Origin of the sequence: Massilia rhizosphaerae (assembly GCF_016093545.1) — a bacterium.
GTDB lineage: Bacteria > Pseudomonadota > Gammaproteobacteria > Burkholderiales > Burkholderiaceae_D > Telluria > Telluria rhizosphaerae.
Window position 1 is genome coordinate 1 of sequence record NZ_JADKYX010000001.1, and the last position, 23705, is coordinate 23705.

General features: G+C 68.2%; 22 protein-coding genes. 8 read left to right on the forward strand and 14 right to left on the reverse strand.

Translation table 11 applies throughout. The features are described 5' to 3' along the window. Positions 1-558: 558 nt before the first annotated feature. The 6 genes from ISF28_RS00005 to ISF28_RS00030 all read right to left on the reverse strand — a co-directional run bounded on the left by ISF28_RS00005 (position 559) and on the right by ISF28_RS00030 (position 6588). Positions 559-1050 carry a P-loop nucleotide/nucleoside kinase family protein gene (locus ISF28_RS00005; RefSeq protein ID WP_198115107.1) on the reverse strand — a complete coding sequence of 164 codons (492 nt, stop codon included), beginning with the start codon at positions 1048-1050 and terminating at the stop codon, positions 559-561. A 197-nt stretch (positions 1051-1247) separates the two neighbouring features. Further along, positions 1248-1805 (reverse strand): TetR/AcrR family transcriptional regulator, encoded by a 558-nt coding sequence (locus tag ISF28_RS00010; RefSeq protein ID WP_198115108.1) that lies wholly within the window; start codon positions 1803-1805, stop codon positions 1248-1250. Between the two features lie 200 nt (positions 1806-2005). After that, positions 2006-3907, reverse strand: a complete 1902-nt coding sequence (locus tag ISF28_RS00015; protein ID WP_198115109.1) for a putative bifunctional diguanylate cyclase/phosphodiesterase — start codon at positions 3905-3907, stop codon at positions 2006-2008. 92 nt (positions 3908-3999) lie between these two features. Next, positions 4000-4887: a LysR family transcriptional regulator gene (locus tag ISF28_RS00020; protein WP_198115629.1), complete on the reverse strand. Its 888-nt coding sequence runs from the start codon at positions 4885-4887 to the stop codon at positions 4000-4002. 41 nt (positions 4888-4928) lie between these two features. After that, entirely contained in the window at positions 4929-5819 is an 891-nt protein-coding gene (locus ISF28_RS00025) for an SDR family NAD(P)-dependent oxidoreductase (protein ID WP_198115110.1), read from the reverse strand. Between the two features lie 10 nt (positions 5820-5829). After that, positions 5830-6588 carry an SDR family oxidoreductase gene (locus tag ISF28_RS00030; protein WP_198115111.1) on the reverse strand — a complete coding sequence of 253 codons (759 nt, stop codon included), beginning with the start codon at positions 6586-6588 and terminating at the stop codon, positions 5830-5832. A gap of 218 nt (positions 6589-6806) precedes the next feature. Between ISF28_RS00030 and ISF28_RS00035 the strand changes: the two genes are divergently transcribed. Further along, positions 6807-7535 carry an SDR family oxidoreductase gene (locus ISF28_RS00035; RefSeq protein ID WP_198115112.1) on the forward strand — a complete coding sequence of 243 codons (729 nt, stop codon included), beginning with the start codon at positions 6807-6809 and terminating at the stop codon, positions 7533-7535. A 6-nt stretch (positions 7536-7541) separates the two neighbouring features. On the opposite strand, the gene ISF28_RS00040 is transcribed toward ISF28_RS00035, so the two are convergent. Then, entirely contained in the window at positions 7542-8252 is a 711-nt protein-coding gene (locus ISF28_RS00040) for a glutathione binding-like protein (protein WP_198115113.1), read from the reverse strand. A 100-nt stretch (positions 8253-8352) separates the two neighbouring features. On the opposite strand from ISF28_RS00040, the gene tssF reads away from it, so the two are divergent. Genes tssF through ISF28_RS00055 form a run of 3 tightly spaced genes read left to right on the forward strand, consistent with a single transcriptional unit; the run spans position 8353 to position 13691 of the window. Next, positions 8353-10194, forward strand: a complete 1842-nt coding sequence (tssF, locus tag ISF28_RS00045; RefSeq protein ID WP_229518775.1) for a type VI secretion system baseplate subunit TssF — start codon at positions 8353-8355, stop codon at positions 10192-10194. Further along, positions 10185-11195: a type VI secretion system baseplate subunit TssG gene (gene tssG / locus ISF28_RS00050; RefSeq protein WP_198115114.1), complete on the forward strand. Its 1011-nt coding sequence runs from the start codon at positions 10185-10187 to the stop codon at positions 11193-11195. The genes tssF and tssG overlap by 10 nt, the downstream gene beginning before the upstream one ends. Before the next feature lie 51 nt (positions 11196-11246). Next, the gene (locus tag ISF28_RS00055) at positions 11247-13691 is read left to right on the forward strand and encodes a heavy metal translocating P-type ATPase (protein WP_198115115.1); all 2445 of its coding nucleotides are present in this window, start codon (positions 11247-11249) and stop codon (positions 13689-13691) included. A 165-nt stretch (positions 13692-13856) separates the two neighbouring features. Here the strand turns inward: ISF28_RS00055 and ISF28_RS00060 are convergent, their stop codons facing one another. Beyond that, on the reverse strand, positions 13857-14291 hold the full coding sequence (locus ISF28_RS00060; RefSeq protein WP_198115116.1) for a winged helix-turn-helix transcriptional regulator: 435 nt from the start codon (positions 14289-14291) through the stop codon (positions 13857-13859). Positions 14292-14400: 109 nt separating this feature from the next. On the opposite strand from ISF28_RS00060, the gene ISF28_RS00065 reads away from it, so the two are divergent. The 3 genes from ISF28_RS00065 (at position 14401) to ISF28_RS00075 (ending at position 16436) form a co-directional block, all read left to right on the forward strand. Next, entirely contained in the window at positions 14401-15018 is a 618-nt protein-coding gene (locus tag ISF28_RS00065) for an FMN-dependent NADH-azoreductase (RefSeq protein WP_198115117.1), read from the forward strand. 4 nt (positions 15019-15022) lie between these two features. Next, the gene (locus ISF28_RS00070) at positions 15023-15676 is read left to right on the forward strand and encodes an NAD(P)-dependent oxidoreductase (RefSeq protein ID WP_198115118.1); all 654 of its coding nucleotides are present in this window, start codon (positions 15023-15025) and stop codon (positions 15674-15676) included. A gap of 133 nt (positions 15677-15809) precedes the next feature. Next, complete coding sequence (locus tag ISF28_RS00075; protein ID WP_229518776.1) at positions 15810-16436, forward strand: DsbA family oxidoreductase; 627 nt, start codon at positions 15810-15812, stop codon at positions 16434-16436. 114 nt (positions 16437-16550) lie between these two features. Here ISF28_RS00075 and ISF28_RS00080 read toward each other — a convergent pair whose 3' ends face one another. The 5 genes from ISF28_RS00080 to ISF28_RS00100 form a co-directional block, all read right to left on the reverse strand. Next, on the reverse strand, positions 16551-18638 hold the full coding sequence (locus tag ISF28_RS00080) for a TonB-dependent receptor (RefSeq protein WP_198115120.1): 2088 nt from the start codon (positions 18636-18638) through the stop codon (positions 16551-16553). 97 nt (positions 18639-18735) lie between these two features. Further along, positions 18736-20103, reverse strand: coding sequence for a multicopper oxidase family protein (locus ISF28_RS00085; protein ID WP_198115121.1), 1368 nt, complete (start codon positions 20101-20103; stop codon positions 18736-18738). After that, positions 20100-21482, reverse strand: coding sequence for a TolC family protein (locus tag ISF28_RS00090; protein WP_198115122.1), 1383 nt, complete (start codon positions 21480-21482; stop codon positions 20100-20102). Before ISF28_RS00090 ends, ISF28_RS00085 begins: the two co-directional genes overlap by 4 nt. Next, positions 21479-21775, reverse strand: coding sequence for a hypothetical protein (locus ISF28_RS00095; RefSeq protein WP_198115123.1), 297 nt, complete (start codon positions 21773-21775; stop codon positions 21479-21481). Before ISF28_RS00095 ends, ISF28_RS00090 begins: the two co-directional genes overlap by 4 nt. Before the next feature lie 87 nt (positions 21776-21862). Further along, positions 21863-22234: a hypothetical protein gene (locus tag ISF28_RS00100; RefSeq protein ID WP_198115124.1), complete on the reverse strand. Its 372-nt coding sequence runs from the start codon at positions 22232-22234 to the stop codon at positions 21863-21865. Between the two features lie 132 nt (positions 22235-22366). Here ISF28_RS00100 and ISF28_RS00105 point away from each other — a divergent pair, with 132 nt between their 5' ends. Then, positions 22367-22732 (forward strand): hypothetical protein, encoded by a 366-nt coding sequence (locus ISF28_RS00105; RefSeq protein WP_198115125.1) that lies wholly within the window; start codon positions 22367-22369, stop codon positions 22730-22732. Between the two features lie 13 nt (positions 22733-22745). Here the strand turns inward: ISF28_RS00105 and ISF28_RS00110 are convergent, their stop codons facing one another. Beyond that, positions 22746-23684: a cation diffusion facilitator family transporter gene (locus ISF28_RS00110; RefSeq protein ID WP_198115126.1), complete on the reverse strand. Its 939-nt coding sequence runs from the start codon at positions 23682-23684 to the stop codon at positions 22746-22748. Positions 23685-23705 lie beyond the last annotated feature (21 nt).

The window sequence follows — 23705 nt, forward strand, 5'->3', positions numbered from 1 at the left end:
GGAAGATGCCGCAGCGTACGTGGAAGCAGGCCGCCAACCAATTCGCCATCATGTTCGGCGAACGCTTCACAAACGCAATTACCTAACTACGAATTCTGGCCCCGCACACAGAATTTCTGACAGGTCCCTCAAGATAACACCGCCACTTGTCCTGGGCGCGGTCCCTGTTGGCACAACACAACCAGTATTCGTCATCATCTTCGGTGACGTATTCGATGAACCAGCCCCAATCCTCGTGCTGAGGATACGACGTCAACGTCCCGCGTTGTGTAAGCTTTCGGGAAAGCCAGAAGGCAAGCTCAGCCCCGTATCTGCCGGGATTGACTTGGGCTTCGTCAGGCAGATACGGGGCAAACATTTTTGACTCAAAGTCGACGCTGGTTTCCATGCGGTTCATTTATTCGAATTTGCACTAACGAGAGACGCGATCGTGCGCCCCCTGGCCATCAATATGTTCCCGCTTCGAAGCCGAGACCGCATCGCAAACCCTCTGCGGCCGCCGACGGATGTTTTCAAATCGAAAGACACTCTCGAGGTCGGGCATCGGTCGGACGACCATTACTGTCGCTCATGGCGAACGACCGTGAACTGCTCTTCAGGACAAGGCTCGGTAAAGTAAGCCAACAGCGCATCGAAGGTCGCCTCATCCTGCAATGTATCGTCGGGATTGCCCGCCCGGCGCTGCTTGAGCTGGCGCTTGCAGGTGTCGTTGGACGCAACCAGATAGTGCAGGCGGTGGGGCGCACCCGACTGTTCGATCAGTTGCCGGAACCAGGCACGCTGGCCTGTCGTATTGGCGGGGAAATCGAGGACGACGGGGACGCCATGGCGCAGGAGTTCGCAGACGTGGTCGGTCAAAGCGAGCTTGATGCGGCCGGACAAGGCGACATAAGCTGCCAAGTCGACCACTTCCTTCGGATACAGCCGGCGCAGGAGCTCATCCTCGGACAATAGGACCGCCGCATGGGATACGGCCAATGCTTTCGCCAGGGTCGACTTCCCGGCGCCCATTTTTCCGCACATGAAGTGCAAACCGCCTGTATCGCTCATCGAAAACGTCGACCCCCGTGTCATGGTGTGTTGGTCAGGCAGGCGTCGCGCGACGTTAAAGTCCGTTCGCCATGTCTCCGGCACGAGCATAACAGGTTGCCGAATCGGAAAAGTCGCCGAATGTCACGACGGACGGCAACGATCCAATGAAGGGGGCGCGCCGCGCGCCTGCGCCACAGGGGCGAACGGCCGGCGCTTCAAGCCTCGGGCGGCGGCTGCAGGGCGGCCCGTACTGCGGCGAGAATGCCGTCCGACGCGGCCGGATCCGACACGGCGCGCGCCAGCGTGAGGGCGCCGACCATCGCGGCGAGCGCCACGATGCCCTCGTCGCCGGGGGCGGCAGCCAGCTTGCAGTCGGCCAGCAGGGCCGTCATGCGCGCCACCATCGCGTCGGCGGTGGCGCTGGGCTGGCCGCGCAGGCCCAGTTCGGCGGCCAGCGTGGGCAGCGGGCAGCCTTCGCCCGGCTCGTCGCGGTGCTGGGCGGACAGGTAATGGTCGATGACGGCGCGCGCGGGCGTGGCGGCCGCTGGCGCCTGCCAGCGTTCCAGCGTCTGCTCGGCGGCAGCTTCCAGCGAAGCCTGCACGAGCGCGTCCTTGGATTGGAAATGGGCGTAGAAGCCGCCGTGGGTCAGGCCGAGCGCCTTCATCAGCGGCACCAGGCCGGTGCCCTCGATGCCGTCCTTGCGGAAGCGGCGCGCGGCTTCGCCGATGATGCGCTGGCGCGTTTCGGCCTTATGGTTACTCGAGTAACGCATGCTTATGGGGTTGGTATGCAGTGATTGGATACGGTCCGTGCGGCCGAGAACGACGGACCCATTGGCGCGGGCGCGTCAATTAAATTTGGCAACGTCCCGTGTCACGATTTTAAGCCCTTGCGTGGGATTCCACAATTCCGGCCATCAATTTGCCGGATTTGGTGTTGCATTGCACCGTACGTACATATGTTTCTGTGTGGCTATTTGGCTGCTTCGGCCGCCGCCAGCGGCGCCGAGGCGGCTCCGTGCCGGCGCAGGTAGGCGGCGCTGGCGTCGGCGTCCAGCGGCTTGCTGAAGTAGTCGCCCTGGATCTGGTCGCATCCCGCGCTGCGCAGGGCCGCGAGCTGCTCGTCCGTTTCGACGCCCTCGGCGATGACTTCCAGGTGCAGGGTATGCGCCATGGCGACGATCGCTTTTATCATCGCGAGCGATTCGGCGCTCTGGTGCACGTCGAGGACGAAGGAACGGTCGACCTTGAGCTTGTCGACGGGCAGGCGCTTGAGGTAGCTGAGGCTCGAGTAGCCGGTGCCGAAGTCGTCGATGCTCAGGGTGGTGCCGAGGTCGCGCAACTGGCGCATCAGGTCTGCGGCGCGGCCCGGGTCGTCCATCGAGATGCTCTCCGTGAGTTCCAGTTCCAGCAGGCGCGGGGGCAGGCCGGATTCGCGCAGCACGGTGGACACGAGGGCCACGACGTCCGTGCCGAGGAACTGTTTGCCGGACAGGTTAACGGCCACCGGCGCGTCCGGCACGCCGGCTTCGCTCCACGCGCGGCGCTGGGCCACGGCCGTGCGCAGCACCCATTCGCCGAGCGGGACGACGAGGCCGGACTCCTCGGCGATCGGGATGAATTCGGCGGGCGAGATCGCGCCGTGTTCCGGATGCTTCCAGCGCACGAGCACTTCCAGGCCGGCCACGCCGCCCGTGTGCAGGTCGGTCTTGGGCTGGTAGTTCAGCGACAGCTCGTTGCGTTCGATGGCGTGGCGCAGCTGGTTTTCCAGCGTGAGCTTGCGCTGCGACGCCTGGTACAGCTCTTCCGAATAGCGCTGGATCTGGCCGCCGCCCAGGGCCTTGGCGCGGCGCACGGCCATCGTCGCGTTGTTGAGCAGGACGTCGCCGTCCGCGCCGTCTTCCGGAAAGATCGCGTAGCCGATGCTGCACGTGAGCGGGATCGCGCCGCCGGGCGCCTTGAATTCGCGGGTGACCGCCTGCAGCAACTGGCGCAGGCGGTCGCGCGCGACGCTGTCGTCGCCCAGGCCGGGCAGCAGCACGACGAATTCGTCGCTGCCCGCGCGCGCCAGCACGTCGCCCGGGCGCAGCAGGTTCTGCAGGCTCCACGTGATCGCGACGAGGGCCTTGTCGCCCGCGTGGTGGCCCAGCAGCTCATTGAGGCGCTTGAACTTGTCGACGTTGACCGTCGCGACGAGCGTGTGGCGGGCGTCGTTCTTCCACTTGTCCAGGTTGTCGGCGATCGTCTGCACGAGCGCCTGGCGGTTGGCGAGGCCCGTCAGCGCATCGTGCGTGAGCAGGAACTCGACCTGGCCCGCCGCCGCCGCCAGGTCGGGATTGGCGTTGTCGACGTAGACGTGCGAGTGCAGGGATTGCGCGGCCGTCGCCAGTTGCCGGAAGTGGATCAGCTGTTCCGTCATGTGCCCCAGGTCGCGCAGGATGTCGAGTTCTTCGTCGGACAGCGTGCGGGGCACGCGGTCGAGCACGCACAGGGTTCCCAGCGGCATCCGGTCGATCGAATACAGCTGCACCCCGGCGTAGAAACGGATGTGCGGCGGGTTCACGACCATCGGGTTGTCGGCGAAGCGCGGGTCCTGCGTCGCGTCCGGGACGATCAGCGGTTCGTGGTCGAGGATCGCGTGGCCGCAGAACGAGACCTCGCGCGACGAACCCGTCATGTCGATGCCGCAGCGCGACTTGAACCATTGGTCTTCCTTGTCGACCAGCGACACGAGGGCGATCGGCATCTTCAACAGCCGGCTGGCCATGCGGGTGATGCGGTCGAAGGCGTCTTCCGGGGCGCTGTGGAGGAGGCGGGTCGCGTGCAGCGCCGTCAGCCGGCGCGCTTCGTCGAGCGGTATGGATGGGGTCTGCATGACGTGACTTGTTCGTGCTGTTCTACGCCACATTCTGCCATGGACGGCAAAGCCGAGGCACGAGCTTGGCGCGGCGTTGTCGCCCGGTATGTTCAGGCCGGACGGAAGCGCTGCACGAGCCAGTCCGCGAACACCCGCACGCGTGCCGACAACTGGCGCGCCTGCGGATACAGCACGGAGACGGGGATCGTCGGCGGCGGCACGTCGGCGAGCACCTCGACGAGCTGCCCGCCCGCGAGCTGCTCGGCGATGCGGTAGCGCGGCACCTGCACGAGGCCCAGGCCGGCGAGGGCCGCCGCCGTGTAGGCTTCCGTACCGGTGACGGAGACGACGCCGGGCGGCGTCGCCAGTTTCAGCCCCGCGTCCGTCATGAATTCCAGCGGATACGGCCGGCCCGTCGCCGTCGACACGTAGTGCACGGCCTGGTGGCGCGCCAGGTCGGCCAGCGTGGCGGGCGTGCCGCAGCGCGCCAGGTAGGCGGGGCTCGCGACCGTAACCTGTTCCAGGTCGGCGGCGCGCCGCGCCACCATCGACGAGTCGTGCAACTGGCCGGCGCGCAGCACGCAGTCGACGCCTTCGCGCACGAGGTCGACGAGGCGGTCGTCCTCCCCCACGTACAGCTGGATGCGCGGATAGCGGGCGAGGAAGGCGGGCAGCGCCGGGAAGACGAAGTAGCGCGCGAGCGTCGGCTGCAGGTTCACGCGCAGCAGGCCGGCCGGTTCGCTGCCGCGGAACGCGTCTTCCGCTTCATCGAGGTCGGCCAGCAGGCGCACGCACCGTTCGTAGTACGCGGCGCCGTCCTGCGTGGGCGCGACGGCGCGCGTCGTGCGTTCCAACAGGCGCGTGCCGAGACGCTGTTCCAGCCGCTTGATGGCGTTGGTGGCGGTGGCGCGCGGGATCAGGAGGTCCTCGGCGGCCTGCGTGAAACTGCGGCGTTCGACGATACGGACGAAAATCTGCATCTCCTGGAACCGGTCCATCTGCGCCGACATGCGTGCCACCTCCTGACGTTGACGCCCGATTATACGGTGGGGCGCAGCAGGTCGGCGATGCCGATGCGGCGCGCGAAGTCCACGCGCACGGCTTCCGCCACCTCCAGCACTTCGCGCGCGCCGTCGCCGACGAAGTCGACTACCGTGCGGAACGGCCGTTGCCCGCGCGGCAGGCCGACGACCCGTACCAACTCGTCCGCCACTGCCTGCGGATCGGCTTCCGGCGGCGTGAGCGCGTCGAGCCGTTCGCCCACCTGGTCCAGCACCCCGTCGTAGCGGGCGTACGCGGCGGCGCGGTCGGCGTCGCCCGGCTTGCCGGCGCTGGAAAAGTGCTCGGTGCCGCGCGTGAAGGCGCCGGGGACCATGATCGCCGTCTCGATGCCGAAGCGCGCGACCTCGTACGACAGCGACACCGCGAGCGAATCCATCGCTGCCTTCGCGGCGCCGTAGGGGCCGATGAAAGGCGGGAAGCCGCCCTTGGCCGTCGTGCTGGAGACCCACAGGAGCAGGCCCGACTCCTGGGCGCGCAGGCGGGGCAGGGCGGCGCGCAGCACGCGCTGGGCGCCGAGGAAGTTCGTGTCCAGCACGTGCATGACTTCCTCCGCCGTGAAGGCTTCCGCCGGCCCGACGACGAGGTGGCCCGCGTTCTGCACGACGACGTCCAGCCGCCCCTGGTCCGCGACGACCGCCGCCACGGCCGCGTCGCACGATGCCTGCGACAGCACGTCGAGTTCGAGCGGCCGCAGGTCGGCGCCGTGCGCCCGCGCCCAGTCGCGCGCCTCGGCCGCGCGGTGCTGGTTGCGGCCTTCGATGTCGCGCATCGTCGCGTAGACCGTGTGGCCGGCCAGCGCGAGCGCCTGCGCCGAGAGTTTGCCGATGCCGCTGCCGGCGCCCGTGATGAGGATGATTGCCTGGTTCATGGCCGTCCCCTCAGGCGATGCCGCCGTTGGCGCGCAGGACCTGGCCATTGACCCAAGCCCCGTCCGGGCCGGCCAGGAAGGACACGACGCCGGCGATGTCCTCGGGCTCGCCCAGGCGTTCCAGCGGCGCCATCTTCGCGAAGTGCTCGACCTGCTCGTCGGATTTCCCGTTCAGGAACAGCTCCGTGGCGACGGGGCCCGGCGCCACGGCGTTGCAGGTGATGCCGCGGCCGCGCAGCTCTTTCGCGAACACGCGGGTCAGCGCTTCGACGGCGCCCTTCGTGGCCGCGTACACGCCGTAGGTGGGCGGCGCCATGTGCAGGATGCTCGTCGAGAAGTTGACGATGCGCCCGCCCTCGGCCAGGCGCGAAGCGGCGGCGCGCATCGTGTTGAACGTGCCGGTGACGTTGATGGCCATCGTGCGCTCGAACACCTCGTCGCTCGTCTCCGCGATCGTCACGTAGGGCAGGATGCCGGCGTTGTTGACGAGGACGTCGATGCGGCCGAGCGTCTTCTCGATCGTCGCGAACATGGCGTGCACGTCGGCGACGCTGGCGACGTCCGCCCGCACCGCGATGGCGCGGCCGCCGGCCTGTTCGATGGCGGCGACGGTGGCGTTGGCCGCCGCTTCGTTGCCGGCATAGTTGACGGCGACGGCGTATCCGTCGGCGGCGAGGCGCTTGGCGACGGCGGCGCCGATGCCGCGCGAGGCGCCGGTGACGAGTGCGACGCGGGTGGTTTGCCGAGCCTGGGTGTGTTGGGTGTTCATGGTGACCTCCTTGGTTGACAGTGAGGTCATGATGATTGATTTTCGTTAGTGGATAATCTGCCGTAGGATGGCTTTAGTATTCCGTTTGTGATAACAATTGGCCCGGCAGAGAAACGGCGGCCCGAACCGAGGGGCAGGGCGCGCACGATTGGCTGGAGTCACGTCCTTGGGTTAACATTTGTGCAGGACGGCCCGCGGCGGGCACCAGGGAGACCACCATGAAAGCGATCATCACCGGCCACACCAGGGGCCTCGGCGCCGCGCTCGCCGGCAACCTGCTGGCGCGCGGGGTGCCTGTGCTCGGCCTGGCCCGCGGCCGCGCGCCCGATCTGGCGGACGCGTATCCCGACCTGTTCGAAGAAGTGGAACTCGACCTGGCCGACAGCGCCGCGCTGGCCGGCTGGCTCGCGAGCGGGGCGCTCGGCGATTACCTGGACGGCACGGGCGCCGTCCTGCTGTTGAATAATGCGGGCATGGTCAGCCCAGTGGGACCGCTCGACGCCCAGGATCCGCAGGCCGTGCTGCGCGCCGTGCAGCTGAACGTGGCGGCGCCGATGGCATTGGCGGCGGCCGTCGTGCGCGCCAGCGACGGCGCGCAGCGGCGCATCCTGCACATCTCAAGCGGCGCGGGCCGCAACGCCTATCCGGGCTGGAGCGTCTACTGCGCCACCAAGGCGGCGCTCGATCATCATGCGCGCGCCGTGGCGCTGGACCGCGAACGGGGCGTGCGCATCTGCAGCCTGGCGCCCGGCGTCATCGACACGGGCATGCAGGCCGAGATCCGCGCCGTGTCGGAAGAACGCTTCCCCATGCGCCAGCGCTTCGTCGACCTCAAGGCGACGGGCGCGCTCCTCGATCCGGACGAATGCGCCGAACACCTGGTCGACTATCTGCTCGGCGCCGGTTTCGGGGCCGAGGTGATCGCCGACCTGCGCACCTTGTCCTGAGCGCGCTTACGCGGCCGGCGCGCGCGGGATCTGCAGACCTTCGATGACGGCCGGGCGGGCGCGGAACGCCTCCAGCACGCGGCCCACTTCCGGGAAGCGGTCGAAGCCGACGATCTCGCCCGCGTCGTAAAAGCCGATCAGGTTGTTCACCCACGGGAAGGTCGCGACGTCGGCGATCGTGTACTCGTCGCCCACCATCCAGTCGCGGCCGGCCAGGTGCGCGTCCAGCACGCCCAGCAGGCGCTTCGCTTCGTGCACGTAGCGGTCGCGCGGGCGCTTGTCCTCGTACTCGCGGCCGGCGAACTTGTGGAAGAACCCCAGCTGGCCGAACATCGGGCCGATGCCGCCCATCTGGAACATCAGCCACTGGATCGTCTCGTAGCGGCGCGCCGGGTCGGCCGGGAGCAGCTTGCCGGTCTTCTCCGCCAGGTACAGCAGGATCGCGCCCGATTCGAACAAGGGCAGCGGCTTGCCGTCCGGGCCGTTGGGGTCGATGATCGCGGGGATCTTGTTGTTCGGGTTCAGCGACATGAATTCCGGCGTCGTCTGCTCGTTCTGGTCGAACGCGATGCGGTGCGCCTCGTACGGCAACCCGATCTCTTCGAGCATGATCGACACCTTGACGCCGTTCGGCGTCGGCAGCGAATACAGCTGCAGGCGGTCGGGGTGCCGGGCGGGCCAGCGCTGCGTGATGAGGAATGGGTTCAGGTCGGTCACTGGGAATCTCCTGTCGATTGGACTGCGTTGATTGTACTCAACATAGGCTTTCGCTGCGGGTGGGAGCATACATCTTGGTCTTGGGCAACGATGGGGAGCCATGGACGAGCTGCTGCGCTACTACGAGGAAGAGCTGGGATTGTTCGGCCAGTTCGCGCGCGAATTCCGGGCCCGCTACCCCAAGCCGGCCAGCGACCTGCACGTGACCGGCGACACGTGGGACGATCCCGGCGTCGCACGCCTGATCCAGTCCGTCGCGCTGCTGTCCGCCCGCATCAACAAGCGCCTCGACGACGATTATCCCAAGTTCACGGAAGCCTTGCTGGACAGCCTGTATCCGCATTACCTGCGGCCGCTGCCGTCGTATTCCGTCGTCCAGGTGGGCTACCGCACGCCCGCCGAAGTGCCGGAAAACCCGTTCGTGCTCGCGCGCGGCACGATGCTGCGGACCAGCGCCGGCGCGGACGCCCCCTGCCTGTTCCGTACCGTCTACGACGTGCTGCTGGCGCCGCTCGCGGTGGCGCGGCTCGCGTTCGTGCCGCTGCTCGAGGTCCCGCGCGCCGCGCGGGCGCCGCGCGGGGCCGCCTGCGGCATCAGCCTGACGATCGAGACGACGCGCGCCGGGCTCGCGTTCGACCGCCTGGCACCGAATCTTCCACAGACGCTGCGCCTGTTCGCCGATGGCGACGCGTCGACCCGCGCGGCGCTGATCGATGCGCTGTTCCTGCGCCGCGCCGCGGCCTGGCTGCAGCCGGAAGGCGACAAGGGGTGGTTGCCCCTGGCGCGCGCGCCGCTGCGGCTGGCCGGCTTCGCGGACGACGACGCGATGCTGCCGTATCCGCCGCGCTCGCACCCAGCGCCGCGCCTGCTGACGGAGTATTTCTGCTATCCCGAAAAATTCCACTTCATCGACGTCGACCTGGCCGCGCTGCGCGACCTGCTGCCGCCGCGCTGCCGGCGCTTCACGCTGCACGTGGCGCTGTCCGGCATCGCGCCCGATTCCGACGCGGCCCACCTGCTGGGCGGCCTGGACGCGCGCAACCTGCTGCCCGGCTGCACGCCCGTCATCAACTTGTTCCCGAAGGCCGGCGCGCCGCTGCAGCTCGCGTACACGAGCGCCGACTATCCGGTGCTGGCCGACGGCGCCCACGCGGGCGCATACGAGATCCACAGCGTGGACGCCGTGCGCCTCGTGCGCGAGGGGACGGGCACGGTGACGCCGTTCGCGCCCCTGTACGCCCCGGGCGCGGAGGGCGGCGCGCCCGGCTCGCACTACTGGATCGCCCGCCGCGACCACGCCACGGCCGCCGTCAGCCCCGGGCACGGGATGCGCGTCGCCCTCGTCGACGGCGATTTCCGCCCGTTCGACGCGGCCGGCGCGACCCTCTCCACGGAACTCACGTGCAGCAACCGCGACCTGCCGTCGCGCCTGCCGTACGGCCAGCCGCAGGGCGACCTGCGCAGCGACGAGTTGTCCGCGCTGGCCCCCATCCGGATGCTGCGCAAACCGACGCCCGGCTGGCGCTTCGCGGACGCGCGCGGCACGCACTGGCGCCTGATCGCCCACCTGTCGCTGAACCACGCGGGCCTGACGATGGCGGGGCTGGCCGACTTCCAGAAGATGCTCGCGCTGTACGACTTGCCGCGCTCACCCGTGGCCCAGCGCCAGATCGCGGGTATCGTCGGCCTCGAACACGGCACGGTGCGGGCGTGGATCGGCGCGGCGCCCGTCGCGAGCCTCATGCCCGGCATCGGCATCCGCCTGACCGTCGACGAGGACGCGTTCGCGGGCACGGGCCTGTATCCGTTCATGCAGGTGCTCGACCATTATTTTGCCCTGAACGGCCAGCTCAATTGCTTCACCCGGCTGCAGGTCGTGTCGCACCAGACGGGGCGCGACATCCTCGTCTGTGCCCCGCGCACGAGCGGCGGATGGACCTGATCGCCCGCCTGCTGGCCGAACCCCAGCGCTTCGACTTCGTCCAGGCCGTGCGCCTGTTGCTGCTGGCGCTGGGCGAGCGCGGCATCCCCGAGCGCCGCGCCCTCGAGCGCCACCTGCGCTTCGCCAACAGCCTCGCTCTGGCGTTCCCGCCCAGCCAGATCGAGGCGGCCGCGCGCGACGCCGACGGCTATCGGCTCACGCCCAGCTTCATGGGCCTCCTGGGCGCGCACGGGGCGCTGCCGCTGCACGTGACGGAACGCCTCCTCGCGCTGCCGCCGGGCGAGCCGGACACGCAAGCGGCCCGCGCCTTCCTCGACATGTTCAGCACGCGGATGCTCGCGCTGTGGTATCGCGCCTGGCAGAAGTACCGCGTCGAACATCTCGTGGCCGGCCCGCGTGACGCGTTCCTGCCCCTGCTGCTGGCGCTGGCGGGCGTGCCGGCCGGCGGGACGTTCGCGCCCGACGGCGTGCCGGATACCGCGCTGGCCGCCTTCGCCGGCCTGCTGCGGCGCCGGCCCGTGTCGGCGGCCGTGCTGGGCCGGGTGCTGGCCAGCCATTTCGGCGTGGCCGTGCGCGTGCAGGAAGGCGCCGGCCGCTGGGACCGGCTCGCGCCGTTCGAGCAGAGCGTCCTCGGCGCCAACGCGCTGCTCGGCCGCCGCGCGCTGCTGGGCGCGCGCAGCTGGCGTCCGGACCTGCGCGTGCTGGTGCGCATCGGCCCCCTCGACCGCGCCCGCTACGATCACTTCCTGCCCGGCGCGCCCGGCGCCCGCGCGCTGCGCACCTTGCTGGGCCTGTTCGCCGTCCCCACGCTCGCCTACGACATCGTGCTCGTGCTGCGCCGGGCCGACCTGGCGCCCGTGCAGCTGAGCCCGTCCGGGCGCCGGCTTGGCCTGGACAGCTATCTCCTGTCGGCGCCCGCCGCGTCCGACCGGGCCGATCTCTGCTACGAATTGCGCCCGCTGGACCCGTTGCCGCCGCTGTCCGTCAAAAAATCCCCTTGACCTTCCCATGGTGGGAAGCCATATCCTGTGTTGGCGATCACAGGAGGAAGCATGGACGACAGGACGGGATTCGACATCGACATCGGCGGGATGACGTGCGCATCGTGCGTCGCGCGCGTGGAAAAGGCGATCAAGGCCGTGCCGGGCGTGCGCGACGCCAGCGTCAACCTGGCGACGGAACGGGCGGCCGTGAAGGGCGACGGGCTCGATCCGCAGGCCATCGTGGCCGCCGTCGAGCAGGCCGGCTACACGGCGCGGCCGACGGGCGCGCCGCAGGCCGAGGCGCCCGCCGCGACCGGCTTGCCCACATGGTGGCCGGTCGCCGCGGCCGCGCTGCTCAGCCTCCCGCTCATCGCGCCGATGCTCCTGGCCCCGTTCGGCATCGACTGGATGCTGCCCGGCTGGCTGCAACTGCTGCTGGCGACGCCGGTCCAGTTCTGGCTGGGCGCGCGCTTTTACCGGGCCGGCTGGAAGGCCCTGCGCGCGGGCGCCGGCAATATGGATCTGCTGGTCGCGATCGGCACGTCGGCCGCCTATTTCCTGTCGCTCTACCAATTACTCAACGGCGCGGGCGGGCACCTGTATTTCGAGTCGGCCGCCGTCGTGATCACGCTCGTCCTGCTGGGTAAATGGCTGGAAGGCCGCGCGCGGCACCAGACCGTCGCCGCGATCCGCGCGCTGGAAGCGCTGCGGCCGACGCAAGCCATCGTCCGCCGCGACGGCCGCGACGTCACGATCCCGTTGGCCGACCTGCGCGGCGGCGACCTGATGGTCGTGCGGCCGGGCGAGCGCGTGCCGGCCGACGGCCGTGTCACGGAAGGCGCGAGCCACCTGGACGAATCGCTGCTGACGGGCGAGAGCCTGCCGGTGGCGAAGCGCGAAGGCGACCGCGTGACGGGCGGCGCCGTCAACGGTGAGGGCATGCTGCTGGTCGAAGCGACGGCGGTCGGCGCGGACAGCATGCTGGCCCGGATCATCCGCATGGTCGAGGACGCGCAGGCCGCCAAGGCCCCGATCCAGCGCCTCGTCGACAAGGTCAGCGCCGTGTTCGTGCCCGTCGTGCTGCTGATCTCGCTCGTCACGCTGCTGGGCTGGGGCCTGGCCACCGGCGACTGGCAGCAGGCGTTGCTGAACGCGGTCGCCGTGCAGGTGATCGCGTGCCCGTGCGCGCTGGGCCTCGCCACGCCGACCGGGATCATGGTCGGCACCGGCGCCGCGGCGCGCCACGGCATCCTGATCAAGGACGCGGAAGCGCTGGAGACGGCGCACGCGCTGCAGATGGTCGTGTTCGACAAGACGGGCACGTTGACGGAAGGGCGCCCGCGCGTCGTCGCGCTGGAAGGCGGCGACACGCGCCGGCTGCTGGCGCTGGCCGCGGCCGTGCAGCAGGGCAGCGCGCACCCGCTGGCGCGGGCCGTGGCGGAACTGGCGGCCGCCCGCGACGTGGCCGCGCCGAGGGCGAGCGACGCCGCGGCGCTGCCGGGCCGCGGCGTGCGCGCCCGCGTGGACGGCGCCACGGTCTATCTCGGCAACCGCCGGATGCTGGACGAGGTCGGCGCGGGCGACGCGCTGCCGCCCGCGCTGGCCGCCGCGGCCGAACGCCACGAAGCGGACGGCCGCACGGTGTCGTGGCTGGCGCGCGCGCAGGGCGGCGCCATCGTCGTGGACGGCGTCCTGGCGTTCGGCGACAGCCTGAAACCGACGAGCCGCGCCGCCATCGCCCGCCTGCGGGAACTGGGCGTGGACACCATGATGCTCAGTGGCGACAACGAAGGCAGCGCGCGCGCCGTCGCCGAGGCGCTGGGGCTGACGCGCTGGGTCGCGCACGTGCAACCGCAGGACAAGGCCGACGTCGTGCGCGGCCTGATGCGGGAAGGGCGTAAGGTGGGCATGGTGGGCGACGGCATCAACGACGCGCCGGCTCTGGCGGCGGCCGACGTCGGCATCGCCATGGCCGGCGGCACCGACGTCGCGCTGCACACGGCCGGCCTCACGCTGATGCGGGGCGATCCGCTGCTCGTGGCGGACGCCATCGACATCTCCGGCCGCACGTGGCGCAAGATCCGCCAGAACCTGATGTGGGCGTTCGTCTACAACGTCGTCGGCATTCCCGTCGCGGCGTTCGGCCTGTTGAATCCCGTGCTGGCCGGCGCGGCGATGGCGCTGAGTTCCGTCAGCGTCGTCACCAACGCGCTGCTGCTGCGGCGCTGGCAGCCAGCGCCGCGCCCCTTTGTAAGCGATCCGATTTCAACCAACGGGGCGGAGCTGCCCCAAGTACCAGGAGCACACACGATGTATGAATTGACCGTCGAAGACATGAGCTGCGGCCACTGCGTGGGCCGCGTCACGAAGTCCGTGCAGGCCATCGACCAGAATGCGAAGGTCGAGGTCGACCTGCCGACCAAGAAAGTCAAGATCGACAGCAGCGCGGACCTCGACAGGATCGTCCAGGCGATCGATGCGACGGGGTATCCGGTGACGGCCAGGAGTGCCTGACCGAATCCGGCGTCATCGGCCGGAAGAGCGCTGCGTTACGCCTAACAAAACCAATTATTCTTGGTCAGAGCATGACTCTGATACAGCTGACCTCGCTACGTTTCATCATGAGCTTGAGACTGCAAGAGAATGTTGACCGCCCAGGTCCAGCAGGCTCAGGCTCGTTTATCGACGGTGGTAGACAACGCCATGAATCGACACCTGATCTGGTTCTGGCTTATCGTCGAAACGGGTCTGCGCCTCGGCAATGGCGACTTGGTTGTCGTTCGCCCAGTTTACCAGCGCCATGACAGGCTTCAGCAGCGTTCTTCCCATGTCGGTTAGTTCGTAATCGACGCGCGGAGGAATCGTCGGATACATCGTTCGCGTTAGAAGTCCGTCACGTTCCAGTCCCCGCAAAGTCAGCGTCAGCATCCGCTGGGAAATGCCATCGATCCCACGCTTCAATTCGTTGAAGCGTCGCGGGCCATTCGCTAGCACAGCGACAATATACAGGCTCCACTTGTCGGCGATGCGATCCAGGATTTCACGAGTTGCCAGACAGCCGCCAGTGTTCGGTGAAGGCATATCGGCACATGGCTCGGTGTGACTAGGTGACATACATGTACCTTCTTGTGTGGAGACCGGAAGAACAATACCATCCTTCGTATGAATTGGTAAGTAAGAATGAATTACTTACCTGGTTCTCTTTTTATACCTAGGAGCATCGATGAGCCATATCCTGCTTGTTACTTCCAGTCCGCGCGAGTCTGACAGCCTTTCCACCCGCTTCGCCACCGAAATCGCCGATGGCATCCAGGCCCGCTCGGGCGGCCCGCTGACCGTGCGCGACCTCGCCGCGAATCCGCCGCCGCACATCACGCCGGCCTACATCCAGGGCCGGATCACGTCGCCCGAAGATCGCACACCGGAACAGGGCAAGGCGGTGAAGGTCGCGCAAGAGTTCGTCGATGAGTTGAAGGTCGCCGATGTGATCGTGCTCGGTTCGGGCATGATCAACTTCGGTCCGCCCTCACAGCTCAAGGCGTGGTTCGATCACGTCACTTGGCCGGGCGTCACTTTCAGCTATGGCGACGCTGGGCCGATAGGGCTGTTGACCGGCAAGAAGGTCTATCTCGTTACCGCTACTGGCGGCGTGTTTTCGGAAGGTGCTTGGGCGCCGTTCGACTTCCAGACCAACTATTTGCTGCATCTGCTTGGTTTCATCGGCCTGACCGACGTTGAAGTGGTGCGTGTCGAAGGCACGGTTTTCGGCCCCGATGCGGCGAAGGCCGCAATCGCCAACACCGAAACGGCCGTCAAAGCCTTGTTGGCGAAGGCCGCGTGACCGCATGGCCGGGAAAAAAACCATCGCGCTGTTCGGTGCAACCGGGCCGACCGGAAGGTACATCATCGAGGAAGCCTTGAAGCAAGGCTACAACCTGTCGGTCTATACGCGCGACGCAAAGAAACTCGCGTCGTTCGCCGGAAGTGTCGAAATCGTTGTCGGCGACCTGCAAGACCAAAGTGCCATTGCAAAGTGCGTCCAAGGTGCCGATGCGGTCATTAGCGCCCTTGGTCCCAACAGTCTCAAGGTGCGAGGCGATAAGCCGATCATGCACGGCTTGATCAACATCATCGCCGCGATGAAGCACGCAGGCGTGCGCCGTCTTGTCCAGATTTCTACGGCTGCCTATCGTGATCCCAAGGATGGCTCTGCCTTCAAAACCCATGCGTTCGTGCTGTTGTTCAGGGTTATCGCGCGCAAGGGGTATGAGGACATCAAGGCGACTGGCGAATTGATCGCCGATTCGGACTTGGACTGGACACTGGTACGCATCCCGAACCTCAAGGATGGCCCCGCCGATGGCAGCGTGGATGTGGGTTGGTATGGAAAGACCAAACTCGGCATGACGCTCTCCAGAGGCAATCTTGCGAAGTTCTTGGTTGACCAAGCGACCGACAAGAAGTTCGTGCGTGCCGCGCCAGGCATCGCTGACCATTGAGGCGGGAACGTCTCGACAAGGTTCTGGAGGAACACTCCAATGACAACCTCTGATACTCGGTTCAACTGTCCGGAATCAATGCCGAACACCCTTCAAATTCATAGCGCGAAGATCAGATCACGAGAACATGGTTATGCAAATAGACCTCTATACTGAAATCACATGCCCATGGTGCTTCGTCGGGCATCACCGTCTCGATAAAGTGCTGGCGGAGCGTTTCCCCAACTTGGCCGTTGACATTCGACAGCATCCAGTGCTGCTACTGCCAGATGCGCCGGAAGACGGCCTCTACATTCCTGATCTGCTGCGCTCGCGCTACGGCATAACCGATCCAAAAATCGCCTTTGCTCGCCCTGAAGGAGAAGCTCGCGCTTCGGGCTTCGACTTGGATCTTGGCCGCCAGCTCTGGGCCTATCCGACTCAAGCTGCTCATGCCGTGATTCTGGCAGCCGCTGGGCTTGACACGCAGCACAGGCTCGCAGTGGCAATCACTGACGCTTACTTCATCGAAGCGAAGAATATTTCCGATGCCGATGTACTGGCCGACATCGCAGCCGACTACGGTTTTGACCGTGATCGGGCTCGGGCTATCGCGCTTGATCCTGCACAGCACCATCGCGTCGAGGAGGAAGCGATCAAGTCGACGAATGCCGGCGTCCGTTCGGTTCCACACTTTGTCTTCGGCCGAGGCATTGCCATCAATGGAGGCCGTAGCGAAGACGAAATCGCTTCGGCAATACAAGTGGCGTCCGGGAAGTAAGCACCTTGGAAACATGCTCTTTGCCAGATCGATGCCCGTTTTGGTCATTGTAAACAGGCGAGTTTGCGGTTTTCTAACCAATTGTCATCAATGCGAATGATTTGCGGCATCTGATCACCCGATCTTCTTGACGAACCCGACGTAGATGCGCCGCGCGACGAAGTGGTCGAACCCGACCTGGCGGAACGTGCCCGTGTCCGTCCGATAAGTCCGCCTGCTGCCGTCGAAGATATCGTTCGCGTTGACCGTCAGGCTGAGCGTCTTGCCGAGCGCATGCTTCCACGTCAGGTTCACGCTGCTCGTCGCCCCTTGGCGGCCGAAGGGCGTGATGATGGCCGACTGCGCATGCGCGTCGAGCGCCACGTCGTCGTGGCCGTTGCCGTACGAGGCTCGGAAATTCGCATACCCCGCGACACCGTCCCGGCGCACGGTCCCGCCCACGTCGGGCGTGTCGAGCGTCACGCGATTCGCGCCGCCGTCGACGCCCAGGCGCAGCGTTGCGGACGGCGTCCAGTCGAACGAGCCCGTGACGCCGGCCGAACGGGCTTGCCCGCCGTTGCGTTTCGACGTGACCAGCACATTGTCGGCGAAGCTGCGCGCGTCGAACACGGTGTCGCGACTGGCGCGGTAGAAGGCGCCAATAGTGCCGTCCACTTGGTCCCTCTGCGCGTGGAACGTGGTCTCCCACGCCGTCAGGCGCTGCGGCCCCAGGCCGGGATTGCCGCGGCTGAGATTCTGCGCATCGACATAGGTCGTGAACGGATCGAGGTCGCGCGGATCGGGCAGCTGCAGGCTGCGGCGGTAGCTGAGCGTCAGGTCGGTGTCGTCGTCGAACGCGTATTGCAGGTGCAGGCTGGGATCGAATGCCCGCCAGTGGCCGGCCGGGGCGCCGCTGTCCCGGGGTCGCACGCGCAGCGTCGTGTGTTCGACCCGTCCGCCCAGGAGCGCCTCCCATTTGCCGTGCCGGATCCGGTCGGTCAGGTAGGCGGCGCGCACGGCCGTTGTCACGGCGTATGCGTTGGTGGTCGCCGGATCGGGCGTTTCGAAGCCCGTCGCCGGATCGATCCGCGCTTGATAATTGCCGATGTCGTCGGTCCGGTCCCGCATATCCACGCCCATGCCCCACTGGCCGTGCGCCGTCGCGCGCGACCAGTCGACCGTGGCCTGGTCGAGACGGCGCGCCGACCGGGTCGCGCCGTGGCTGTAGTCCGTGGCGCGCGCGGGTTCGACGAATACGTCGCGATACGATTTGTCGACCAGGGTGGTCGTGGCGCTGTGCTGGACGGTCGCCTTGAGCGCCGCGCCGGCCGCCCGGTGGCGGTAGGCCAGGCTGGCGCCGTCGTCGGACTGTTCGTTGGGGCCGTTGGAAATGCGGTGATAGATCGTCTCGGCGGCGCCCGTGCGATCTTCGTTGAGGACGTCGAACAGCGGGCCTGAGCGGCGCCCGTTGTGACGCACGGACACGCCGATGCTGTCCGCGTCGGTGAGCGCGAGATCGGCGCCCAGCGCCGCGCTGTCGACGACGCGGCGCACGAACACGGTCGACGTTTGCCGCGTGCGGCCGGCCAGGCCGGTGCGCGGATCGTTCCAGTCGACCTGGGCGCCGCGCATCTTGAGCGTGCCGTCGTGGCGGAGCGCCACGTTGCCGTGCACGCTCAGGCGGCCCCGGGTCGCGTCGCCCGACGCGCCGGTATTCCACAAGCCCTGGTCCGTGGCGCTGCCGCGGATCTGCGCGTGGGCGCCGGGTTTGCGGTTGCGCTTCAGGACGATATTCAGGATCGCGCCGCCGTTCGCGTTGTGCGCGGCGGATGGATTCGTGATGACTTCGACGCCGGCGATGTCGGCGCCGCTCATGGTCTGCAGCGCCAGCGCGCGTTCTTCGCCGGAGCCGGACAGCAGCGCCGTCGGCTGGCCGTCGACCAGCACCGTGACCTGCGTATTGCCCTGGACCGCGATCTGCCCGTCGGCCGTCACCGACACGCCGGGCGTCGCCTGCAGCACGTCCTGCGCGGATCCGTTGGCCGCGCGCGGCGTGTCGGCGACGCGATAGATGGTCTTGTCGAGCTGCCTGGCGACGGCCGCTTTCCTGGCGGTGACGGTGACCGTCGGGGCGGGCGTGGTGCCGTCGCCGTCGCCGGCGCGCGCCGCCGCCGGCAACGTGCCGAGCCCGCACAGGATCGTCGCGAGAATTGTCTTGAGCACGTTTGTCCTTTCATCCGATGCACCGGATTGTCGGGGACATTCGACGCGGCCGAACGGGGTGTGTGACCAACCCTCCGTTCGGCGGGACGTAGCGGGGTCAGTGGCCTTCGTGTCCGCCGCGCTTGGCGGTCCCGATGACTTCACCCTGCGCCGGCGCGGCCGGCGCGCTCACGGCGTCCGGCACGGGGCCGGTCCACTCGCGCGCCACCGTGCCGGCCGGATGCCTGTACCAGCCCGGGTCGCGATAGTCGCCGCGCGCCAGTCCGTCGCGCACCTTGATGACGGTGAACATGCCGCCCATCTCGATGTCGCCGAACGGGCCGCGTCCCGCCATCATGGGCAGCGTGTTGTCGGGCAGCGGCATGCGCATGCCGCCCATCGATCCGCCCTTGTCGCCCATCACCATGTAGCCCGGCACGAGATCGTTGATCTTTTTCGCGACGCCGGCCTGGTCGACGCCGATCAGGGGCGGCACGTCGTGGCTCATCGCGTTCATCGTGTGGTGCGATTTGTGGCAGTGGAAGGCCCAGTCGCCCGGATTGTCGGCGACGAACTCGATGGCGCGCATCTGTCCCACGCCGATGTCGACCGTCACCTCGGGCCAGCGCGCGGCCGGCGGGATCCAGCCGCCGTCCGTGCCCGTCACCTCGAAGCGGTGGCCGTGGATGTGGAACGGGTGGTTCGTCATCGTCAGATTGCCCATGCGGATGCGCACGCGGTCGTCCTTGCGCACGACCATCGGGTCCGTGCCGGGGAAGGCGCGGCTGTTGATGGTCCACAGGTTGAAGTCCAGCATCGTGTTGACGTTCGGCGTGTAGTTGCCGGGGGCGATGTCGTACGCGTTCAGCAGGAACACGAAGTCGCGGTCGACGGCGTGCCGGCGCGGGTCTTTCGGGTGCGTGACCCAGAAGCCCATCATGCCCATCGCCATCTGCGTCATCTCGTCGCTGTGCGGGTGGTACATGAAGGTGCCCGCGTGGCGCGCGACGAATTCGTAGACGTAGGTCTTGCCGGGCGCGATGGCCGGCTGCACGAGCCCGGCGACGCCGTCCATCCCGTTCGGGAGGATCTGGCCGTGCCAGTGGATCGTCGTCGCCTCCGGCAGTTTGTTGGTCACGAAGATGCGCACGCGGTCGCCCTCGACGACTTCGATGGTCGGCCCCGGGCTCTGGCCGTTGTAGCCCCACAGGTTCGCCTTCATGCCGGGCGCGATCTCGCGCACGACGGGTTCGGCGACGAGATGGAATTCCTTGACGCCGTCCTTCATGCGCCACGGCAGGCTCCAGCCGTTGAGCGTGACGACGGGGTTGTACGGACGCCCGCTCGCCGGATGCAGCGGCGGCTGCGTGGCGGCGGAGGACTGGACCGGCGCTTCCGGGATCGCGGCCGCGCCGGCCTTCGACACGAGCGAGGCGCCGACCATGGCGCCGGCCGCGCCGGTGATGAAATGTCTACGGCTGGTCATTGTGCGTGTTCCTCGTGCGACGGGTTCAGTCGGGTGCCGAGCGTGGCTTCCAGCTCGGCGTGGGCGGTCCAGAACGTGTCCAGCGCCTCGATGTAGGCGCCGACCGCCTCGGCCTGCGCGCGGGCGTCGGCCAGCAGGTCCTGCGGACTGGCCAGCATGCCGTTGTAGCGCAGCAGGACTTCGTGCCCGATCTTCTTGCGCAGCGGGAGGATCGTGTCGCGGTAATGCTTCGCCACGTCGTACGCGTTGCGATAGGCGAGATAGCGTTCGCGCGCCTCGCTGCGCGCGGTGACGGCGGTCAGCGCCACGCGATTCACGGCCTGCATGTACGTGGCCTCGGCGCGGGCGACGCGTGCGCCGCCCCAGTCGAACAGCGGCAGTTCCAGCGACAGGGTGTAGCCGTGTTCCTTGGGCGCGTCGCTGGCCGACTTGTCGGCGTAGCCGGCGTCGAGCACGTTGATGAAGCGCGTCGTGCGCGTGAGGCCCAGGTCCGCGGCGGTGGCTTGCGCGTCGGCCCGCGCCGCCTGCACGTCGAGGCGCTGCGCGAGCGCGATGCGTTCGACGTCGTGCAGCTCCGCCGGTGCGGCCGGCAGGTCCGGCAAGTGGTCGGGCAGGGCGTAACCGGCGTCCTTGCCCCACAGGCCCAGTGCGCGCGTCAGTCGCTCGCGCGCGGCCTGCGCGCGTTTGTCGGCGCGCGCCACGTCGGCTGCGGCCTGCGCATGGAAGACCTGTTCGCGCGCCAGTTCGAGCTGGTTCGTGTTGCCGGCCCGCGCCATGCGGCCGGCCAGTTCGGCACCCGCTTCGGCGGACGCCAGCACGCGGCGCGCGTAGTCGAGGGCCTGCCGGCTGGCGACCGCCTCCACCCACGCGCTGCGCGTCTCGAGGGCATGGCGTTCGATCGCGCTGCCCACCTCGCGCTTGACCTGCTCGAAGCGGCGCGTCTCCATGCGCGTGGCCAGCGGCGTCGTCAACAGGCCGACGAGGTCGAAGGTGATGCCGCGTTCGATCTCGAGGGCGCCGCCGCCGGCGAGGCGCTTGAAGTCGAACGACGGGTTGCGCGGACGTGAGGCCTGGGCCAGGTCGGCCTGGGCGATGCCGACGTTCCAGTACGTGGCCTGCAGGCCCGGATTGTTGACCAGGGCGATGCGCACGGCCGTGTCCATGTCCAGCGGCTTGCCGTCCTTGAACACCGGGAGGTCGCGCAACGACGCCGGCAGCGTTCCCTGGCCGGCGCCGGCGCGCGTCAGTTGCGGCGTCACGCCGATGCGGGCGTGTTCGCGCGCCGCGACGTCGCCGAAGCCGCCGTCCGGCGTGACCGCCGCGCAGCCGGACAGCAGCGCCACTAAGGCCGCCGCGAGGAGTCGGGGGCGCGGGCTCACATGCCCTCCTTGTGGCGCGGTTTCGAATCCATGTCCATGCCGGGGTGATGGTCGGGCATGGTCAGGCTCATCGCGTTGCGGGCGCCGACGGTGGCATTGCCGGCGCGCCAGGCGGCGTCGGGACGCGCGGCCGGCGCGGGCTCGGTGCGGTAGTCGATGGCCGGCCGAGCGACGGTGTCGGGCACCGGCGCCTGCGGGTCGGCGACGCCGGACGCGGGCGTCTGGGCGGCGGCGTGCGCGCACGCGGCGGCCAGCAGCCACGCCAGGGCGGATGTCGGGAGAAGTCGTTTCATGTCGTCCTCGTTTCGTATGCGTGAATGGCGCCGGCGCACGCGGGCGCCGGCGGCGTGAGACGGGCGCGGGCCGCTTGGCCCCGCCGTTCAGGCGACGCGGCGGCGGGGAGGGCGTTCGGGCAGGACGGGATCGACGCTGGCCACATGGCCGGCGCGGAATGGAATCGCGAATGAGGGCGGCGCGAAGGCCGGCGGGACGAGCGGCGCGGACATCAGCGCGACGACGATGCAGCAACCGGGGCAGGCGCCGCGGTGCTTGTCGCGGTGGTCGCCGTCTGCGGCTTTGCCCGCATGGACCGCGGGAACGTCGTGGCAGTGGTGCGCCGCCGGCATCGCCCGCTGCGCCGTCACGGCGGCGGGCGCGCTCACGGACGGCAGCATGCGCGCCGCGGCCAGGCCCTGGACGGGCAGGGCCAGCACCAGCAGCCAGACGAAGAGTGCGCGCAGGACGTTATTCACGCGCGCATTCTAGCACGGCACTGTTGCGTGTCGATGCGACATGTGCGCCTGAAGTGATGCAAAAATGAACACACGTGGTAGCATATTGTCATTACAAGAAGATGACGGGCAAGTATGGGAATCTTGAGGCGCATGTTTGCGGCACGGACCATGCACAGCCGGCGCCAGGTGGGCGAACGGGCCGCGCAGGTCGTCGACCGGGTGATCTTCGACATGGGCGTCGACCGCTTCGTGCAGGGCACGTTCAGGCTCGATCGCCACTGCCGTCCCCACTTCTCGAGCGCCTGCGTGGCGCCCGGCCGCGACGGCGTCGCGGTGGCGCTGGCGCACCTGGCCGAATGCGCGGCGCTCACGGCGGCGGCCGGCCGCGATCCCGATCCGCGGGCGCTGCGGGCCCATACGGATGCCGTCGTCGCCGGCCTGCTGCGGGAGTTCGAGGCCCGCTCGCCGCGCTTTCGCGCGCTGCCCGCGCTGCCTGCGCTGACCATCGCGGAATGAGGACGCGCCCATGTCAGCGCATCGCCGAACGCAGCGCGCCGGACTCGAAATAGATGTGGCGGATCATCGGATAGGCGGCCGCCACGGCCTTCTCCAGCCGCTCGATCGCCGCCTCCACTTCGTCGATGCGCATGCCGCGGTTGAACTGCACGGCCGCCGTCAGCAGGACCTCGTCCGGCCCGAGTTGCATGCTGAGCAGCTTGCCGACGTTCTGGATGGACGGATCGGCGCGCAGGATCTCGCATACGCGCCGGGTGGCGTCCGCGCCGATGCCTTCGCCGACGAGCAGCGCGCCCGTCTCGCGCGCGAGGGCGAACGCGGCGCCCACCAGCAGCAGGCCGATCATGACCGACGCGGCCGGATCGAAATACGGGCTGTCGAACACCTGGCCCAGCGTGATGCCGACGGCGGCGATGGCGAGGCCGCTCAGCGCGGCCGTGTCCTCGATGAAGACGGTGAATACGGAGGCGTCCTTGCTCGCATGGACGGTCTGCCACAGCGAGGCGCCCGGCTTGCGCCGCTTGTTGAGTTCACGCCGCGACACGTTCCAGCTATAGCCCTCGAAGCAGGCGGAAACGGCCAGCACGACGTAGTTCCACAGCGGGTCTTCCAGCGGCTCCGGATGGCGCAGCGCGCTGATGCCGTGGTAGATCGACAGGCCGCCGCCCAGCGAAAACACGGACAGCGCGACGAGCAGCGCCCAGAAGTACAGCGCCTTGCCGTAGCCGAACGGGTGACTCTTGTCGGCCGGCTTCTCGCTGTTGCGTTCCCCGATCAGCAGCAGGAATTCGTTGCCCGTGTCGACCGCCGAGTGGATGCCTTCGGCCAGCATGGCGGCGCTGCCGGTGATGGCCGCGACGACGAATTTGGCGGCGGCGATGCCCAGGTTCGCGAGGATGGCCGCGTAAATGACCTTGCGCGAGCCTCCTTCCTTCTCGTTTGTGTCCGTCATGGTGTAAGGTTGCAGGCTATG

Coding starts and splice junctions, on each gene's coding strand:
- ISF28_RS00005 (WP_198115107.1), bottom strand. CDS start 1,050: ATGAGCGATACAGGCGGTTTGCACTTCATGTGCGGAAAAATGGGCGCC.
- ISF28_RS00010 (WP_198115108.1), bottom strand. CDS start 1,805: ATGCGTTACTCGAGTAACCATAAGGCCGAAACGCGCCAGCGCATCATC.
- ISF28_RS00015 (WP_198115109.1), bottom strand. CDS start 3,907: ATGCAGACCCCATCCATACCGCTCGACGAAGCGCGCCGGCTGACGGCG.
- ISF28_RS00020 (WP_198115629.1), bottom strand. CDS start 4,887: ATGGACCGGTTCCAGGAGATGCAGATTTTCGTCCGTATCGTCGAACGC.
- ISF28_RS00025 (WP_198115110.1), bottom strand. CDS start 5,819: ATGAACCAGGCAATCATCCTCATCACGGGCGCCGGCAGCGGCATCGGC.
- ISF28_RS00030 (WP_198115111.1), bottom strand. CDS start 6,588: ATGAACACCCAACACACCCAGGCTCGGCAAACCACCCGCGTCGCACTC.
- ISF28_RS00035 (WP_198115112.1), top strand. CDS start 6,807: ATGAAAGCGATCATCACCGGCCACACCAGGGGCCTCGGCGCCGCGCTC.
- tssF (WP_229518775.1), top strand. CDS start 8,353: ATGGACGAGCTGCTGCGCTACTACGAGGAAGAGCTGGGATTGTTCGGC.
- tssG (WP_198115114.1), top strand. CDS start 10,185: ATGGACCTGATCGCCCGCCTGCTGGCCGAACCCCAGCGCTTCGACTTC.
- ISF28_RS00055 (WP_198115115.1), top strand. CDS start 11,247: ATGGACGACAGGACGGGATTCGACATCGACATCGGCGGGATGACGTGC.
- ISF28_RS00060 (WP_198115116.1), bottom strand. CDS start 14,291: ATGTCACCTAGTCACACCGAGCCATGTGCCGATATGCCTTCACCGAAC.
- ISF28_RS00065 (WP_198115117.1), top strand. CDS start 14,401: ATGAGCCATATCCTGCTTGTTACTTCCAGTCCGCGCGAGTCTGACAGC.
- ISF28_RS00070 (WP_198115118.1), top strand. CDS start 15,023: ATGGCCGGGAAAAAAACCATCGCGCTGTTCGGTGCAACCGGGCCGACC.
- ISF28_RS00075 (WP_229518776.1), top strand. CDS start 15,810: ATGCAAATAGACCTCTATACTGAAATCACATGCCCATGGTGCTTCGTC.
- ISF28_RS00085 (WP_198115121.1), bottom strand. CDS start 20,103: ATGACCAGCCGTAGACATTTCATCACCGGCGCGGCCGGCGCCATGGTC.
- ISF28_RS00095 (WP_198115123.1), bottom strand. CDS start 21,775: ATGAAACGACTTCTCCCGACATCCGCCCTGGCGTGGCTGCTGGCCGCC.
- ISF28_RS00105 (WP_198115125.1), top strand. CDS start 22,367: ATGTTTGCGGCACGGACCATGCACAGCCGGCGCCAGGTGGGCGAACGG.
- ISF28_RS00110 (WP_198115126.1), bottom strand. CDS start 23,684: ATGACGGACACAAACGAGAAGGAAGGAGGCTCGCGCAAGGTCATTTAC.